Source organism: Caballeronia sp. PC1 (genome assembly GCF_021353155.1).
GTDB lineage: Bacteria > Pseudomonadota > Gammaproteobacteria > Burkholderiales > Burkholderiaceae > Caballeronia > Caballeronia cordobensis.
The window spans coordinates 3,026,948-3,044,367 of record NZ_JAJUBH010000001.1 but is presented as its reverse complement, the minus strand read 5'-3'; the positions used below and the strand labels follow the sequence as shown (position 1 = coordinate 3,044,367).

The window sequence follows — 17,420 nt, the reverse complement described above, 5'->3', positions numbered from 1 at the left end:
ATCGACTCCTTTGCTTTAGTTCGCGCGCAGGCCGGTGGACGGATCGAAGAAATGCAGATGCCGCGCAGGCAATGACACGCTCAGGCGCTCGCCGCGCTGCGGCCGGTGCTCGTGCGGCAAGCGCGCCGCCACATCGTGCTTGCCCCACTTGCCGTGCGCGAGATTGTCCGCGCCGAGCAGTTCCGCCGAATCGACATCGAGCGTGACGCTTGCCGCGGCATCCGCGCCTGGCGTCATATGTTCCGGGCGAATGCCGATGATCCACTCGCGCCCGTGCAATGCGCTGCTGACGCCGGATAGGGGCAGCGAAGGCCCATCGCCCGCGACGACGAAAGCCGAGCCATCTTCCGACACGCGCCCTTCGAGCAGATTCATGGCGGGCGAACCGATGAAACTCGCGACGAACACCGTCGCCGGACGCTCGTACACTTCGGTCGGCGCGCCGATCTGCTCGGCATGCCCTTTGTTCATGACGATGACGCGCTGCGCCAGCGTCATCGCTTCGATCTGATCGTGCGTGACGTACAGGCTCGTCGTCGCGAGACGCGCATGCAGGCGCTGAATTTCGAGGCGCATCTGCACGCGCAGCTTGGCGTCGAGATTCGAAAGCGGCTCGTCGAACAGGAACACCGCGGGCTCGCGCACGATCGCGCGGCCCATCGCGACGCGCTGGCGCTGGCCGCCCGACAACTCGCGCGGCTTGCGTGCAAGCAGATGTTCGAGTTCGAGGATGCGCGCGGCGTTCGTCACCCGTTCCTCGATGATCTTCTTCTCGAAACCGCCGATTCTGAGCGCGTACGCCATGTTCTGCGCGACACTCATGTGCGGATAGAGCGCGTAGTTCTGAAACACCATCGCGATGTCGCGATCCTTCGGCTCCAGTTTGTTCACGACCTTGCCGCCGATTTCGATGGCGCCGTCGGACACGGACTCTAGACCCGCGACCATGCGCAGCAGCGTGGACTTGCCGCAGCCCGAAGGGCCGACCATCACGACGAACTCGCCGTCTTCGATCGCCACATCGATGCCGTGCAGCACGTAGTTCGTGCCGTCGTACGTTTTCTTGACGCCTTTCAGATTCAACGCAGCCATGTGTTATTTCTCGGAATCGACGAGGCCGCGCACGAACCAGCGCTGCATCGTCAGTACGACGGCAAGCGGCGGCAGCATCGCGAGCAGCGTCGCGGCCATCACGTAATGCCATTCCGTCGCGGTATCGCCCGACGCGATCATGCTCTTGATGCCGACCACCGCCGTTTGCAGCGACACCTGATTGGTGATGAGGATCGGCCAGAGATACTGATTCCAGCCGTAGATGAAGGTGATGACGAAAAGCGCCGCAATGTTCGTCTTCGAAAGCGGCAGCACGACGTCCCAGAAAAAGCGCAGCGGCCCCGCGCCGTCGATGCGCGCCGCTTCCATCAATTCGTCGGGCAACGTCATGAAGAACTGCCGGAAGAGAAACGTGGCGGTCGCGGAGGCGATCAAGGGCAGCGTCAACCCGGCATACGTGTTCGACAGATGCATCGACGAAACGACTTCGACCGTCGGGAAGATACGCACTTCGACCGGCAGCATCAGCGTGATGAAGATGAGCCAGAACGCGAGGTTCTTCATCGGAAAGCGGAAGAAGACGATAGCGTACGCGGAGATGATCGACACCGTGATCTTGCCGATCGAGATCACGAGCGCCATCACGAGGCTGTTCATCAGCATGAGGCCGAACGGCGCCGCCGCATTGCCGCTGCCTCGCGTCCAGATATGCGCGATGTTCTCGAAGAGATGCGAGCTCGGCACGAGCGAAAGCGGCACGCTGAATACTTCCTTCGAGTTCATCGAGGCCGCGCAAAACGCGACGTACACGGGAAACACGATCAGCGCGACGCCCAGCAGCAGCACCGCATGACAGAAGATATCGAAGCCGCGGCGGTTTTCGATCATGAGTATTGCACCCTGCGTTCGACGAAACGGAACTGCACGATCGTCAGCCCGACGACGATCGCCATGAGCACGACGGACTGCGCGCCCGAACTGCCGATGTCGAGCCCCTGGAAACCTTCCGCGAAAATCTTGTAGATGAGCGTCTTGGTCGATTGCGCGGGACCGCCGCCGGTCGCGGCATCGATGACCGGGAAGGTATCGAAGAACGCGTAGACGAGATTCACGACGAGCAAAAAGAAAGACGTCGGCGACAGGAGCGGCAACGCAATGCCGAAGAAGCGCCGCACGGGGCCGGCGCCGTCGATGGCGGCCGCTTCGATCAGCGATTGCGGGATCGCCTGAAGCCCCGCGTAGAAGAACAGGAAGTTGTAGCTAACCTGCTTCCAGACGGAGGCGAGCACGACGAGAAACATCGCCTGCGTGCCGTTGAGCGCGTGATTCCAGACAACGCCCTGCTTCGCGAGCGCGTAAGTCACGAGCCCGATGCTCGGATTGAACAGAAACGACCACAGCACGGCCGCGATCGCAGGCGCGACCGCATACGGCCAGATGAGCAGCGTCTGATACGCCTTCGCCCCGCGCGTCACGCGATCGGCACACGCGGCGAGCAGCAGCGAGATCACGAGCCCCGACACGGTGACGAGCGCGCAGAAGATCATCGTCGTGTTGAACGACGACAGATACAGCGGATCGGCGAAAAGCTGTTTGAAGTTCGCCAACCCGACGAATTCGCTCGACGTGCCGAACGCATCCTGGCTCTGCGTGGCCTGCCAGAGCGCCTCGCCCGCGGGCCACAGAAAGAACAGCGCCGTGATCGCGAGTTGCGGCGCGACGAGCAGATACGGCAAGACGCTCGTATCGAAACGAGAGCGTTTTTCCATGCGCTAGATCCTTAACCGGCGCCCGCGCGGCAAACGCGGGCGCGCGCGTGTTAGTTGCCGGTCTTCTCGAAGCGGCGCAGAAGTTCGTCGCCGCGCTGCACCGATGCATCAAGCGCTTGCTGCGGCGTCTTCTTTTCCGCCCAGACCTGTTCGAGCTCTTCATCGACGATGGTGCGGATCTGCGGCATGTTGCCGAGGCGCAGGCCCTTCGTGTACGGCAGCGGCGGCTTGTTCATCATCTGCTTGATGGCGATGTCCGCGCCCGGATTCTTGTCGTAGAAGCCCTGCTTCTGCGTCAGTTCATACGCGGCCTGCGTGACCGGCAGATAACCCGTGTCCTGATGCCATTTCGCGGCGACTTCCGGCGTTGCCAGATACGCGAGGAACTTCGCGACGCCCTTGTAGACGGCCGGATCCTTGCCCGACAACACCCAAAGGCTCGCGCCGCCGATGATCGCGTTCTGCGGCGCGCCCTTCACGTTCGCGTCGTAAGGCATCATGCCGACACCGTAATCGAACTTGGCGTATTTGGCGATGGTCGCACGCGAGCCCGACGAGTTCGTGATGATTCCGCAGTCGCCGCTATAGAACTTCGACACCGGCTCGTCCTTGCGGCCTACGTATGTGAAGTTGCCTTCCTTCGCCATCTTCTGCAGGAACGTGATGTGCGCGACCTGCAGCGGCTTGTTGAACTCGAGCTTGGCGTCGAGGCCATCGAAGCCGTTGTTCTTCGTTGCGAACGGCGCGGCATGCCACGCGCTGTAGTTTTCGAGCTGAATCCAGCTTTGCCATCCCGACGAATAACCGCACGAGTAACCCGCGGCCTTCAGCTTCTTCGCGTCGGCTTCGACGTCGGCCCAGGTCTTCGGCGGCTGGTTGGGATCGAGACCGGCCTTCTTGAACGCGTCCTTGTTATAGTAGAGAACGGGTGTCGAGCTATTGAACGGCATCGAGATGAGATGGCCGGTCTTCGCGTCGCTGTAATAGCCGGCGATGGTCGGCACGAACGCCTTTTCGTCGAGCGTCACGCCCGCCTGCTTGAAGACATCGGAGACGGGAATGACGGCCTTTTTCGCCTGCATCATCGTCGCGGTGCCGACTTCGTAGACCTGCAGGATCGCGGGCGCATTGCCGCTGCGATAGGCCGCGATGCCCGCCGCGAGCGTCTGGTCATACGTGCCCTTGAACACGGGAACGATCTTGTAATCGCTCTGGGACTTGTTGAAGTCGGTGGCGATGTCGTTCACGCGCTCGCCGAGCGCGGCTTCCATCGCGTGCCAGAACTGGATTTCCGTCGCGGCGTGCGCGGCGGTGGCCGCGCCGAACATGAGAACGGCGGCCGCCGGGATCGAGTGGAACAAGGGCTTGCGGCTCATCGATGAGTCTCCTTTTAGACGATTCGCGCTTCAAAACGCGCGATCTTAGTTGTTGTCGATGACAAACAGGCGTTGATACTCTTTTAATGCATAGCGGTCCGTCATGCCCGCGATGTAATGCGCGATGAGGCGCGCCTGCGAGCTGTCGTGGCTCAATGAGGGCGCATCGTTGGCCGATTCCTCCGCCACCGGCAAACGCGCCTGATACGCCGGCGGCAAGAGGCGCGGGTCGTCGGTGAAGGCTTCGAAAAGGCCCGTCACGACGCGCTTCGCCTTGTTCGCCATGCGCATCACGCGGTAGTGCCGGTACAGGTTCTTGAACAGGAAGCGCTTGAGCTGCGCCGCCTGGGCCGCGACTTCATCGCTGTGCGCAACGAGCGATGGGGCGTTGCGCACGTCGTCCAGCGATTGCGGCGCGACGCGTTCGAGATTGCGGTTCGTCGACTCGATCAGATCGACGATCAGCGTATTGATGATGCGGCGGATCGTTTCGTGAATCAGCCTGCGCCCTTCGATGTTCGGGTAATCGGCGCGCGCGGCGTCGAAATGCGTGTGCCACAGGCTCACTTCGGAAAGCTGTTCGAGCGTGATGAGTCCGGAGCGCAGGCCGTCGTCGACATCGTGATTGTTGTACGCGATCTCATCCGCGACATTCGCAATCTGCGCTTCGAGCGAAGGCTGTTTGCCCGTGAGAAAGCGCTCGCCGAGATCGCCGAGCCGGCGCGCGTTTTCGCGCGAGCAATGCTTGAGAATGCCTTCGCGCGTTTCGAAACACAGGTTCAGGCCGTTGAACGCGCCGTAGTGCTCTTCGAGCTGATCGACCACCGCGAGGCTTTGCAGGTTGTGCTCGAAGCCGCCATGATCGCGCATGCATTCGTGCAGCGCGTCCTGCCCGGCGTGGCCGAACGGCGTGTGGCCGAGATCGTGCGCGAGCGAAATGGCTTCGACGAGATCTTCGTTCAGCCGCAGATTGCGCGCCACCGACCGCGCGATCTGCGCAACTTCGAGACTGTGCGTGAGCCGCGTGCGAAACAGGTCGCCTTCATGATTGACGAAGACCTGCGTCTTGTATTCGAGCCGGCGAAACGCGGTCGAATGCACGATGCGGTCGCGGTCGCGCTGGAACTCGGTGCGCGCGGCGGGCGGCGACTCATGAAAGCGCCGTCCGCGCGATTGCGACGAGTGCGCGGCATACGGCGCGAGATGCGCTTCGAGCGCGAGCGATGACGGCGCGCCTGGCGGAAGTTGCTGTTCTTTTTCGCTCACCGGCTGCTCCGCTTCGTCGTGGTTCTGGCCGCCGCTCGCGCGGATCAGACGCTGGCTGCGAGCGTCGCGCGCACGGCCTGATCGGGCGCGCTCGTGATCTCGGTCGCGCCGAAGCGGGTCAGCAGAATGAATTTGATCTCGCCGGCTTCCGCTTTCTTGTCGACTTTCATCAGATCGACGTAGCGGTCGTCGCCGAGCCTGGGCGCCGTGACCGGCAGCTTCGCCGCTTCGATCACGCGCACGAGACGCTGGCGCGCGGCTTCGTCGAGCTTGCCGAGGCGCACGGACAGATCCGCCGCCATCACCATGCCGCAGCCGACCGCCTCGCCGTGCAGCCATTCGCCGTAGCCGAGGCCCGCCTCGATCGCGTGGCCGAACGTGTGCCCGAAATTGAGGATCGCGCGCTGCCCGCCTTCGCGCTCATCCGACGCCACCACCGACGCCTTGATCTCGCACGAGCGCTTCACCGCGTACGCGAGCGCGTCTTCGTCGAGACGATTGAGCGCGTCGATATTCGCTTCGATCCATTCGAAGAAACCGGCGTCCTTGATCGCGGCCGTCTTGATGACTTCGGCGATGCCCGCGGCCAGTTCGCGCTCCGGCAGCGTGGATAGCGCACCGATATCCGCGATGACGGCTTGCGGCTGATAGAACGCGCCGATCATATTCTTGCCGAGCGGATGATTGATGCCCGTCTTGCCGCCGACCGACGAATCGACTTGCGAAAGCAGCGTGGTCGGCACCTGAATGAAGGGCACGCCGCGCATGTAGCACGCCGCCGCGAAGCCGGTCATATCGCCGACGACGCCACCGCCGAGCGCGATCAGCGTCGTCTTGCGGTCGGCGCGCCCGGTCAGGAGCGCATCGAAGATCGTGTTGAGCGTTTCCCAGTTCTTGTGCGCTTCGCCGTCGGGCAGGACGACCGTCGTCACTTTCTTGCCGAGCGGTTCGAGCGCCGCGCGCAACTGTTGGCCGTAAAGCGGATCGACCGTGGAATTCGTGACGATCGCCACGGAGGCGCCCTTGATATGCGGCGCGAAAAGTTCCGTGCGGCCGATCAGGCCCGCACCGATATGAATGGGATAGGCGCGCTCGCCCAGTTCGACGCTGACTGTATTCATGGCGGACATGTGATCTTCAGGCCGGCTTGACGACGCCGGCCACCTCCAGTTGCATCAGGACCATGTTGACGAGCGCGTTCACGGTCGGCCGCCCCGTTTCGACGACGAAGTGCGCGCATTCGTGATAAAGCGGATCGCGCGTCTTGAAAAGCGCCTCGAGCTTGCCGCGCGGATCTTCGGTCTGCAGCAGCGGGCGATTCTTGTCGCGCCGCGTGCGCTGCCAGAGATCGTGCGGATTCGCGCGCAGATAGATGACGATGCCGCGATTCTTCAGATGTTCGCGGTTCTCCGGGCGCAGCACCGCGCCGCCGCCCGTGGCGAGCACGATGCCGTTTCGCTGCGACAGCTCGTCGATGACGTTCGCCTCGCGCTGGCGAAAGCCCGCCTCGCCTTCGAGTTCCCAGATCACCGGGATGCGGGCGCCCGTGCGCGCCTCGATCTCCAGATCCGAATCGATGAACGAGCGCTGCAGACGGCGCGCAACCGCGCGGCCCACGGTGGTTTTACCCGCCCCCATGAGTCCGACGAAAAAAATGTTCGCGTTCGCGTGCCCTTCCTGCAACTCGGTTTCCTTCCAGTTCGATGCAATTTGTTCGTGCGGCAGCTTAAGGGCAAACCGCCCGCTTTGTCGAGTCGCGCCGCCTGTGCGGCCGGGCTCAACCGCCGCTCGGGAGCACATGCGGCGTAATCAGTATGACGAGCTCGCTTTTCGAGCTGCGCCGCGCGTCGTGACGGAACAGCCAGCCGATCAGCGGCAGTTTCGACAGGCCGGGCACGCCGGTCACGTCGCCGCGCGCGTCGTCGGAATAAATGCCGCCGATCGCGACCGTCCCGCCGTTTTCCACTTCCACGCGCGTCTGCACGTGCTTGGTGTGGATGGCCGGGCCGTTCGCCGTCTGCTCGCCGAGACTGTCTTTCGTAATGTCGAGATCGAGGATGACGTGGCCATGCGGCGTGATCTGCGGCTCGACCTCCAGTTTGAGCGTTGCGCGCCGAAACTGCACGCCCGACATGCCGTTGCCGACCTTCGCCTGATACGGCACCTCCATGCCCTGCTCGACGACCGACTTCACCCTGTCCGCCGTCACGACGCGAGGACGCGAAACGATCTGCCCGCGCCCTTCCGACTCCAGCGCGCTCAGTTCGATGTTGAGCAGCCGCGTGGCCTGCGCGACGAACAGCGTGAGCCCGGCCGTCGCCGCGTCGAAGCCGTTGATCGGCCCCGCCGACAGATCGTATACCACACCGTCCTTGACGCCCGCGAGCCCACGCGCCGGATCGCCCTGCGCCGCGACGCCCAGTTTCACGCCGAGATTGCGCGACAGCCCCGCTTCGCCCTCGACGATTTTCGCCTCGATCATCACCTGCGGCATCGGCTTGTCGAGCAGCGCGATCAGTTCGCCGATCTGCTGGATGCGCGCGTCGAGATCGGTGACGAAGAGCAGATTCGTGCGCGCATCGGCCATCGCCGAGCCGCGCTTGGACGGCACGCGCTGAGTGCCCGAGCCCGTCAGCATCTTGCGGAGATCTTCCGCGCGCGCATAGCGCAGCACGAACGTACGGCTCGCGAGCGGTTCGAGCTCCGCCGCGCGCGCGTGCGCCTCGAAGCGCAGCTTCTCGCGCGCGGCGAGTTCCGCGACGGGCGCGACCCAGATCAGGTTGCCGCGCTGCTCCATCGCCAGGCCGTTGACTTCGAGCAATGTGTCGAAGGCGCGCCGCCACGGCACGGCGACGAGATTCATCGACACCTGCCCACGCACCTTTTCGCTCGCGACGATATTCAGGCCCGTGAAGCGCGCAAACGCATGCAGCGCGGCACTCAGGTCGGCATTCTTCAGGTCGAGCGTGATCGGCTTGCCGTCGTTCGTGGCGTTCTGCTCGCCGCTCAGGCGTTGGGGTTTGGGCAGCGGCACCGGCGGACCTTCGAGCGCGTCCGATGATGCCGCTTCCGACACCGCTTCCGCCGCAGGCTTCCCGGCCGCGGTCAGCGCCGCGGGCGGCGGCGGAGCCGGGTCGATCGCGAGCTGGTCCGCAGGCTGCGCATCGAGCAATGCGGGAAGCGGCGGCAGCGGCGCGATGGCGTTATCGGCAGAGTCGGCGTTTTCGGCGGCCAGCGACGCATGCGCAAGCAACAGCGCCGCCGCTCCCGGCGCGACGACCCTTCGTAAAAACAGCGCGAACCGGCTCACTTGCGATCCTCCGCGAAGCTCAGCTTGCGCGCGACGCCATCGTTGCCGGCGAGTTCGACCTCGCGCGGCACGACGCGCCCGAGCCATTCGTCGCCGATTTTTTGCCCCGGCGCGAAGGCGTCGAAATCGCGGCCGCTTTGCAGCAGCGCGATGGCGCGGCGGCGTCCGACGAAGGTGCCGACGAGCAACAGGTCGCCGCCCTGCATGGCCGCCTCCGCGCCGCCGAACGGATCGACCACGAACGCGTTCGCGCGTGGCGTCGCGGCAGGCGCTACGGCGGGCAGTGTCTCGTAGATGCGCAGCGTCGCTTCGACGGCGAGCGCGGCGGCCTGCCGCCTGATCTGCACGTTCTCGGGCACGACGAGCCGTGGCAGGCCGGCGAGCGCGTCGAGAAAACGTCGCATTTCCCCGAAGGCGCCGTCGGCGCGCAGTTTGAGCGCGCGCTCCGGGAACGGCTCGCGCGCCTTCGGATCGGCGCTCTGGGTCGCGACCGGTTCGATGCTCGTCACGCGCAATCCGTTCTGCGCGGCGAGATCGGCCACGGCACGCAACGCGTCGGCGGCGCTCCAGTGTTCCGGCTCCAGCCGGCCCGATACCGCCCGCGCACGCAACCCGGGCAGCGCTTCGGCGATGCGACCCATGTCCTGCGCTTTCGCTTGCGCCGCCGTCAACGCGGCGCGGCTCGCTTCGAGCTGGCTCGCGTCGGTCATGCGCCACGCTCGCAGCCCGAGGCCGAACACGAGCGCGCCCAATGCGACGGCGACACAAGCGGTTCGAAGCCACGACCATTCGTCGAGCGGACGCATGATGGCGTGCGCGCCGCGCGATGGCTTCCCGGCCGGGAGATTCATCAGCATCGTGCTCATGGCCGGCTCCCCCGCGCGGTCGCCAATAGGGGCCGCGCCTGCCGCACCGCGGCCTGATCCCGCGAACGATCCGACGCGTAACGCACGAGCGCGACGAACTCGAAATGCGCCGGACGCTCATCGGCGGGCGTCGAGGCAACCCGTCTGCCTGAAGCGGCTGCGTCCGCGCGGCGCTTCATCTCGATCACTTCCACCGATTGCACGCCGCTCAGCCCCTCCAGGCGCTTGAGCCAGAGTGCGGCGGCCCGCGAATCCGGCGCGAACGCGGCCAGTTCGACCTCGTTGGTTCGCTGCGACACGCGTTGCAGCGCGATACCGCGCTGCGGCGGCGCGTCCGCCAGCGCTTCGAGGAGCGCGAGAAAACGCGCGCGCGGCAAGGCCAGCGGCTGCGCCGCCTCGCGCCCGCGCCGCCGGTCGGCTTCGGCGCGCAGGAGCCGCGCGTGCTCATCGAGTTGCGCGCCCGATGCGCGCAGCGACGTCTCCAGCGCCACGCGGCGCTCATCCATCCGCGCGCGCTCGAACGCGTCCCAGCCGGCCACGGCGCCGATGGCCGCGCAACCGGCCAGGCTCAGCGCGCCGAGCAATGCGAGCCGCTGACGCCGCATCTCACGGCGTCTCCGCGCGCGATACGGCAGCAGATTGAATCCGTCGAGCATGGCCGCGTTCATTGCATCACCTCGCGCAGAGCAAGGCCGAACGCCACGGCGAAACGCGGCGAATGCTTGTTTGCAGACGAAACGTCGGGCGCGCCGTTGCAATACGGCGCGGCCTCGAAAGGCAGCGCCGGGCAGCCGAAGGTCTTGCCGAGCGCGGGCAGCGGAACGCACGCGTGCGCCAGCAATTCGATCTGCCCGCCCACGTAAATGCAATCGAGCGGCGCGTCCTGGCCGACGAGATCGTGCAGCGCATCGGAGATGCTTCGATGCTCCGGCGCCGGGTAGCGGATCTCGTTTTCGACGCCGCGCGAGCCGACGAGCCAGCCGTGCAAGCCAGTGCTTTCCAGCCAGCAGACGAGATAGCGCGCGTCGGGGTCGAGTTCGGTCGAGGCGGCATGGCGCATCGCGCGCAAGGCGGCGGCCGGCTCTCCGTCGATGGCCGACAGCGCGATGCCCGCTTCCGCCGCCGTTTCGACGCGCGCCTCGACATGCCGCCGCGCCGTGGCCGCGATGGCGATTTGCGCCTCGCCGTCCTCGCGGGCCCGCACGGACCAGTCCACCGCCAGCGCGCCGCGCTCGATGCCGGTCGCGCGTTCCGCCTCCGCGAGCACGGCCGGTTCGAGCAGGCCGCGCGGATCGCCGCCGATGTTGCCTGCGAAGTGATCGTGAACGTCCATCAGGCGGGCGAGCGGAACCCGCGTCGTCAGCGTCGCGGACGCGGACAAGCCCATCGCGCAACGCAGCGCCCGCCACGCGCCGCTTTCCGGCAGGCGCGCGAAGGCCTCGCGCAACGCTCTCACGATGGCCGCGCGATCGACGAAATCGCCGTCGATCACCGCGCCCGAGGGCAATGCCACCGATTCCAGATGCTCGACGCACACCGTCGCATTCGCGCGCAATCGCCTGCTGACGACCGCGATGCGCACGGCGTCCTCGCTCACGTCGATACCCGCCGCATAGCGCCGCGTGACCGTCAGCATCGCGCCGCGCAACGCGTTTTCCTTACTCATGACCGACTCCTTCCATTCAATCGCGCACCGAACCGTTCGGGCGCCTGATCGGAAAGAATTGTCGCGAGCGTCATCCGCTGCGAACACTCAGCCAAACGGCCAGCGCTCGCGAGTTCCGCATGCTTGCGGGCCGGATCGCGCGTATCGTGAAGATAACGGCAGGCACGCGCGACGGCCGCGCGCGCCACAACCCGACCGGAATTGTCCTAAACCCGGGCAGCTATAATCGCGAGATTGTTTTTGGTGGTGCTATGCAATCCTCTTCCCCGACCAACCCGCCGTCCACGCCGCCCGAAGGGCAGAAGAAAGCCAAGCGCCCGTGGTGGGCGCGGCTTCTCCTCGGATTTTTCGTCAGCGTATTCGCCCTCGTCGTCTGCGCGGGTCTCGTGCTCGGCTACGCGCTCGTCGTCGCGATGCCGAACCTGCCTTCACTGGAGGCGCTCACGGACTACAAGCCGAAGGTGCCGCTGCGCATCTATACGGCCGATCACGTTCTGATCGGCGAATTCGGCGAGGAGCGCCGCAGCGTCGTGCGCATTCAGGACGTGCCCGATCATCTGAAAAAAGCCGTCCTCGCGATCGAAGACGCGCGCTTTTACGATCACGGCGGCGTCGATCTCACCGGCATCCTGCGCGCGGGCTCGGTCGCGCTGACCAACGGCCACGCCTCGCAGGGCGCGAGCACGATCACGATGCAGGTCGCGCGCAACTTCTTCCTGTCGAGCGAAAAGACTTACACGCGCAAGATTTACGAGATGCTGCTCGCGTACAAGATCGAGCGCGCGCTGACGAAAGATCAGATTCTCGAGGTGTATATGAATCAGATCTATCTCGGACAACGCGCCTACGGCTTCGCGAGCGCCGCGCGTGTTTATTTCGGCAAGGATCTGAAGGACGTTTCGCTCGCCGAAGCCGCGATGCTCGCGGGCCTGCCGAAAGCGCCTTCCGCGTATAACCCGGTCGTCAATCCGAAGCGTGCGAAGGTGCGGCAGGAGTACATCCTGCAACGCATGCGCGAGCTGAATTTCATCACGCAGGACCAGTACGAGCAGGCGGTGAAGCAGGCGCTCGTCGTGAAGGGACAGGGCCGCGAGTTCAGTGTGCACGCGGAGTACGTCGCGGAAATGGTGCGCCAGATGATGTACGCGCAGTATCGCGAAGAAGCGTACACGCGCGGCCTGAACGTCGTGACGACGATCGATTCCGGCGATCAGGACGCCGCGTATCGTGCAGTGCGCAAGGGCTTGATGGATTACGAGCACCGGCATGGCTATCGTGGGCCGGAAGGCTACATCGATCTGCCCGCGGATGCCGACGACCGCGAGCAAGCCATCGACGACGCGCTCGCCGAGCATCCCGACAACGGCGAGATCGTCGCGGCGGTGGTGACGTCGGCAAGCCCGAAGGAAGTGAAGGCAAGCTTCATCGACGGCAATACGGCGACGATCGCCGGCAACGATCTGCGCTTCGTGCAGTTCGCGCTCAGTACGAAAGCGCAGCCGAACGCGCGCATTCGCCCCGGCGCGATCGTGCGTCTCATGAAGGACGACGGCGGCGACTGGGTCATCACGCAACTGCCGCAAGTCGAAGGCGCGTTCATTTCGATGGTCCCGCAGGACGGCGCGATCCGCGCGCTCGTCGGCGGCTTCGACTTCAACAAGAACAAGTTCAATCACGTCACGCAGGCGTGGCGTCAGCCGGGATCGAGCTTCAAGCCGTTCATCTATTCGGCGTCGCTCGAGAAGGGACTTTCGCCTGCGACAATCATCAACGACGGGCCGCTCTTCTTCAGCGCCGCCGAGACCGGCGGGCAGGCGTGGGAGCCGAAGAACTACGGCGGCGGCTTCGATGGCCCGATGAGCATGCGCTCGGCCCTGCAGCGCTCGAAGAACATGGTGTCGATCCGCATCCTGAACCATATCGGCACGAAGTACGCGCAGCAGTACATCACGCGCTTCGGCTTCGACGCGGACCGTCACCCCGCCTATCTGCCGATGGCGCTCGGCGCGGGTCTCGTCACGCCGCTGCAGATGGCGGCCGGCTATGCGGTGTTCGCGAACGGCGGTTATCGCGTGAATCCGTATCTGATTGCCGATATCACCGATCCGTATGGCCGCGTCGTCTCGCATCCGCAGCCGCTCGTCGCCCAGCAAAGCGCGCCGCTCGCGATCACGCCGCGCAACGCGTTCGTCATGAACAGCCTGTTGCAGAGCGTCGCGCAACACGGCACCGGCGCGAAGACGAATCAGTTGAAGCGCGGCGACCTCGCCGGCAAGACCGGTACGACGAACGATTCGCGCGATGCATGGTTCGCCGGTTATCAGCGCACGCTGGTGGCGATCGCGTGGATCGGCTACGACAACCCGCGCAGTCTCGGCGACAAGGAAACGGGCGGCGGTCTCGCGCTGCCGGTGTGGATGGATTACATGGGCCGCGCGTTGAAGGGCGTGCCCGAATACAAGCCGATGATGCCGCCCGATATCGCGTCGCTTGGCAGCGAACTGTATTACGACGACATGACGCCGGGCCACGGCTTCGTCGCGACGATCGGCGTAAGTCAGGCGCCGCCGCAGGACGGCGTATCCGGCGTGACGGCTCCCGCGCCCGAAGTCGGCGAACAGGAAAAGCAGGACATCATGAATCTGTTCAAGGGGCAGTAAGCGCGCCCTGGCAAGAACCGAAGCGAGCGGGTCGAAAGATCCGCTCGCTTTTTTTACGCCTTGAAGCGGATCGGCTCGCCGGCCTGCTCGGTCGAATACTTGCTCAGCGTGGCGAAGAATTCGCTGTTGTCGCGCGTATCGCGCCAGGCGCCATCGACGTACTTGTAGTGGAATCCGCCCGCCTTTGCGGCGAGCCAGATTTCGTGCTTCGGCGGCTGCAGGTTGACGATCACTTTCGTGCGATTTTCGAATTCGAGCGTGAGCACATTGCCGCTGCGCTCGAATTCGATATCGGCGTCGGCTGCGTCCACCGCGCGCTCGATGGCCGTCAGCGCGGCCTCCGCCAGCGTCAGGTATTCCTGGTCTGTCATGCTAAACTCCATCGATTAAACGTATAGGGACGGTCATGCGAGTCGTTTTCAGGATGAGCGCGATTGTAGCGGCTTTGAGCTTAAGCGCCGCGGCTACAGTCTCACTCGGCGGTTGTGGGCAACGCGGTCCGCTTTATATGCCGTCAGTGCCGCCGCTACCTCAACGTCCCGCCTCTCTCCAGAATACGCCGCCTTCGACTGTCGCTCCGGGCAGCGTGCCGGATACCTCGGGCGAGCCGCTTTCGCTGTCGCCTGAGACGGACCTCAAGACGAGTCCCAACGCTGCATCGGCGCCGAAAGCCGCATCGTCCGCTTATTGATCCGCTAGTCTCAACGCCTCCTGGCGCAACTCGATTCCACGCATGAGTGATTCCGCATTCCACTACGTCGATGGCGTGCTGCACGCCGAGGGCGTCTCTGCCGCGTCGCTCGCGGAGCAGTTCGGCACACCGCTTTACGTCTATTCGCGCGATGCGCTCACGCGCGCGTATCACGCCTACGCCGACGCCTGCGCGGGCCGCAAGGCGACCGTGCATGTCGCGGTGAAGGCGAACAGCAATCTCGCCGTGCTCAACGTGTTCGCGCGCATGGGCGCGGGCTTCGACATCGTGTCGTCGGGCGAACTCGCGCGCGTGCTCGCGGCGGGCGGCAAAGCGGAGAACACCGTGTTTTCCGGCGTCGGCAAGACGGCGGCCGAAATGCGCGAGGCGCTCGAAGCGGGCGTGAAGTGCTTCAACGTCGAATCGATTCCCGAGTTGCACGCGCTGAACGAAGTCGCGAAGTCGCTGGGCAAGAAGGCGCCCGTTTCGCTGCGCGTGAATCCGGACGTCGATGCGAAAACGCATCCGTATATTTCCACGGGCCTGAAGTCGAACAAGTTCGGCGTCGCGTTCGGCGACGCGCGTGCCACGTACCGCGAAGCGCATGCGATGCCCAATCTCGATATCGTCGGCATCGATTGCCATATCGGCTCGCAGATCACGGAAATCAGCCCGTATCTCGATGCCGTCGACAAGCTGCTCGAACTCGTCGAGCAGATCGAAGCCGATGGCATGCGCATTCGTCACGTCGATGTCGGCGGCGGTCTCGGCATTACCTACGACGACGAAACGCCGCCCGATATCGGCGTGTTCGTGAAGACGCTGCTCGATCACATCGAGCAGCGCGGCCACGGCGAGCGCGAAGTGTATTTCGAGCCGGGACGCTCGCTCGTCGGCAATGCGGGCGTGCTGCTCACGCGCGTCGAGTTTCTGAAGCCGGGCGAGGAAAAGAACTTCGCCATCGTCGATGCCGCGATGAACGACCTCGCGCGCCCCGCCATGTACGAGGCGTTTCATCGCATCGTGCCCGTCGAGAAGCGCAACGCCACCGCGCACCAATACGATGTGGTCGGTCCGGTATGCGAAAGCGGCGACTGGCTCGGGCGCGATCGCGAACTGGCAATCGAGCCGGGCGATCTGCTCGCGATCTGCTCGGCGGGCGCATACGGCTTCGTGATGAGCTCGAACTACAACACGCGTCCGCGCGCCGCCGAAATCATGGTCGATGGCGAACGCGCGCGTCTCGTGCGCGAGCGCGAAACGGTTGCGCAGTTGTTCGCCGGGGAATCGATTCTGCCGGACTGAGACTTTCGCGCATCAATGAAAAAAGCGACGCTTGGCATGAACTGCACCCCAAAAGTTGGACACCCGTTCAACGATTTGGGGTGTTTTTTCATGAGCAAGTACAGCGCACGACTCAAGCGCAGAGTCGTTCAAGACTATTTATCAGGCGAGCGCGGCGGTTTCGGAGAGGTGGGGCGTCAACATGGCGTGGGCCGTGGCACGGTGCATAAATGGGTGGCGGCGTGGCGGGCGCATGGCGAGGCGGCGTTTAAGAAGAAGTACAGTTTCTACGACGGCCCATTCAAACTGAAGGTGCTGCAGTTCATGCACACCAAGGCTCTGTCGTGCCGAGAGACGGCCGCGATCTTCGATATCCGCAATCCGAGCGCGATTAATGTCTGGAAGCGCCGGTATGATTCGGGAGGTATGCAGGCCCTTGAGCCGCGCCCCGAGGACGCTCCGTGAAGCAACCCAAGTCATCTGCGCCAGCTGTTTCGTCCAAACCCGACGAGGCCCGCACGAAGGAAGAGCTCCTGAAGGAGCTGAACTATCTGCGCATGGAGAATGCGTACCTAAAAAAACTCGATGCCTTGATCCGCTCGGAAAGCCCTACAGCGCAGCGCAAAAAGCGCAAGTAGTGGCCGGGTTGAGGCATGAGTTTGCGCTCGACGGCCTGCTGAAAGTGGCCGGCCTGGCGCGCAGCACGTTCTACTACCAATGCAAGGCTTCACGCAAGGCGGACAAACACGCGCAGCTCAAGGCGCGTATTCGTTCTGTGTTCGAGCAGCACAAAGGGCGTTATGGCTATCGACGCATTACTCACGCAGTCCGGCATTTGGGCACGGTTGTGAATCACAAGACCGTCCAGCGGTTGATGCACCTCATGAAACTGAAGTCGCTGGTGCGCCCGAAGAAGTTTCAAGCCTTCCGCGGGACGGTGGGACGGGTTGCGCCGAACGTGCTGCAAAGACAGTTCGATGCCGCGGGGCCGAACCAGAAGTGGGTCACCGATATCACTGAATTCCGGGTGGGCGAGCGAAAGCTTTATCTATCGCCGGTGCTGGATCTGTATAACGGCGAGATCATCGCCTACGAGACGGCCACTCGTCCGGCATTCGCGATGGTCGCCAACATGATCAAAAAGGCATTCAGAAGGCTGGAAGTCGATGATCGCCCCTTGGTCCACTCGGATCAAGGCTGGCACTATCAGATGGGCGCTTACCAGGCGTTGCTCTCGCAACGAGCCCTGACGCAAAGCATGTCGCGCAAGGGCAACTGCCACGACAACGCCACCATGGAAAGCTTCTTCGGCACTTTGAAGTCGGAGTTCTTCTACCCCAACCGCTTCGAGAGCATCGAAGCCCTTCAGGCCGGAATCAGACGCTACATTCACTACTACAATCACCACCGCATCAAGCTGAAGCTGAAAGGGCTGAGTCCTGTGATGTACAGAACTCAGCCCTTAGCGGCCTAGCCCAA

15 protein-coding genes and 1 pseudogene are annotated in these 17,420 nt (G+C 64.2%); 4 read left to right on the top strand and 12 right to left on the bottom strand.

All coding sequences use genetic code 11. The annotated features are described in order from the left end of the window. Window positions 1-15: 15 nt before the first annotated feature. The 11 genes from LY284_RS14600 to pilM all read right to left on the bottom strand — a co-directional run bounded on the left by LY284_RS14600 (window position 16) and on the right by pilM (window position 11,306). Window positions 16-1,092 carry a sn-glycerol-3-phosphate import ATP-binding protein UgpC gene (locus LY284_RS14600; RefSeq protein ID WP_045451272.1) on the bottom strand — a complete coding sequence of 359 codons (1,077 nt, stop codon included), beginning with the start codon at window positions 1,090-1,092 and terminating at the stop codon, window positions 16-18. A gap of 3 nt (window positions 1,093-1,095) precedes the next feature. After that, window positions 1,096-1,941: a sn-glycerol-3-phosphate ABC transporter permease UgpE gene (ugpE, locus tag LY284_RS14595; RefSeq protein ID WP_014192445.1), complete on the bottom strand. Its 846-nt coding sequence runs from the start codon at window positions 1,939-1,941 to the stop codon at window positions 1,096-1,098. Then, window positions 1,938-2,822, bottom strand: coding sequence for a sn-glycerol-3-phosphate ABC transporter permease UgpA (gene ugpA / locus LY284_RS14590; RefSeq protein WP_014192446.1), 885 nt, complete (start codon window positions 2,820-2,822; stop codon window positions 1,938-1,940). Before ugpA ends, ugpE begins: the two co-directional genes overlap by 4 nt. 50 nt (window positions 2,823-2,872) lie before the next feature. Then, the gene (gene ugpB, locus LY284_RS14585; RefSeq protein WP_045451277.1) at window positions 2,873-4,198 is read right to left on the bottom strand and encodes a sn-glycerol-3-phosphate ABC transporter substrate-binding protein UgpB; all 1,326 of its coding nucleotides are present in this window, start codon (window positions 4,196-4,198) and stop codon (window positions 2,873-2,875) included. Between the two features lie 45 nt (window positions 4,199-4,243). Then, the gene (locus LY284_RS14580; protein WP_014192448.1) at window positions 4,244-5,464 is read right to left on the bottom strand and encodes a deoxyguanosinetriphosphate triphosphohydrolase; all 1,221 of its coding nucleotides are present in this window, start codon (window positions 5,462-5,464) and stop codon (window positions 4,244-4,246) included. Window positions 5,465-5,508: 44 nt separating this feature from the next. Further along, a complete protein-coding gene (aroB, locus tag LY284_RS14575) occupies window positions 5,509-6,585 on the bottom strand; it encodes a 3-dehydroquinate synthase (RefSeq protein WP_233387181.1) in 1,077 nt (358 codons plus the stop codon). Between the two features lie 16 nt (window positions 6,586-6,601). Then, on the bottom strand, window positions 6,602-7,147 hold the full coding sequence (locus tag LY284_RS14570; RefSeq protein ID WP_014192450.1) for a shikimate kinase: 546 nt from the start codon (window positions 7,145-7,147) through the stop codon (window positions 6,602-6,604). A gap of 94 nt (window positions 7,148-7,241) precedes the next feature. Further along, window positions 7,242-8,774 (bottom strand): type IV pilus secretin PilQ, encoded by a 1,533-nt coding sequence (locus tag LY284_RS14565; RefSeq protein WP_045451280.1) that lies wholly within the window; start codon window positions 8,772-8,774, stop codon window positions 7,242-7,244. After that, window positions 8,771-9,640: a type 4a pilus biogenesis protein PilO gene (gene pilO / locus LY284_RS14560; protein WP_233386869.1), complete on the bottom strand. Its 870-nt coding sequence runs from the start codon at window positions 9,638-9,640 to the stop codon at window positions 8,771-8,773. The genes LY284_RS14565 and pilO overlap by 4 nt, the downstream gene beginning before the upstream one ends. Continuing rightward, window positions 9,637-10,308 carry a PilN domain-containing protein gene (locus LY284_RS14555; RefSeq protein ID WP_045451286.1) on the bottom strand — a complete coding sequence of 224 codons (672 nt, stop codon included), beginning with the start codon at window positions 10,306-10,308 and terminating at the stop codon, window positions 9,637-9,639. Before LY284_RS14555 ends, pilO begins: the two co-directional genes overlap by 4 nt. Further along, the gene (pilM, locus tag LY284_RS14550; protein WP_014192454.1) at window positions 10,305-11,306 is read right to left on the bottom strand and encodes a type IV pilus biogenesis protein PilM; all 1,002 of its coding nucleotides are present in this window, start codon (window positions 11,304-11,306) and stop codon (window positions 10,305-10,307) included. Before pilM ends, LY284_RS14555 begins: the two co-directional genes overlap by 4 nt. Window positions 11,307-11,557: 251 nt before the next feature. Here pilM and LY284_RS14545 point away from each other — a divergent pair, with 251 nt between their 5' ends. Beyond that, window positions 11,558-13,966: a penicillin-binding protein 1A gene (locus LY284_RS14545; RefSeq protein WP_045451288.1), complete on the top strand. Its 2,409-nt coding sequence runs from the start codon at window positions 11,558-11,560 to the stop codon at window positions 13,964-13,966. A 53-nt stretch (window positions 13,967-14,019) separates the two neighbouring features. Here the strand turns inward: LY284_RS14545 and cyaY are convergent, their stop codons facing one another. After that, on the bottom strand, window positions 14,020-14,337 hold the full coding sequence (cyaY, locus tag LY284_RS14540; protein ID WP_014192456.1) for an iron donor protein CyaY: 318 nt from the start codon (window positions 14,335-14,337) through the stop codon (window positions 14,020-14,022). 35 nt (window positions 14,338-14,372) lie between these two features. On the opposite strand from cyaY, the gene LY284_RS14535 reads away from it, so the two are divergent. From LY284_RS14535 to LY284_RS14525, 3 genes and pseudogenes are all read left to right on the top strand, one after another. After that, window positions 14,373-14,657 carry a lipoprotein gene (locus tag LY284_RS14535; RefSeq protein WP_083972835.1) on the top strand — a complete coding sequence of 95 codons (285 nt, stop codon included), beginning with the start codon at window positions 14,373-14,375 and terminating at the stop codon, window positions 14,655-14,657. 42 nt (window positions 14,658-14,699) lie between these two features. Continuing rightward, the gene (lysA, locus tag LY284_RS14530; RefSeq protein ID WP_045451290.1) at window positions 14,700-15,962 is read left to right on the top strand and encodes a diaminopimelate decarboxylase; all 1,263 of its coding nucleotides are present in this window, start codon (window positions 14,700-14,702) and stop codon (window positions 15,960-15,962) included. A 90-nt stretch (window positions 15,963-16,052) separates the two neighbouring features. Beyond that, window positions 16,053-17,415, top strand: a pseudogene (locus tag LY284_RS14525) (IS3 family transposase). Window positions 17,416-17,420: the final 5 nt, after the last annotated feature.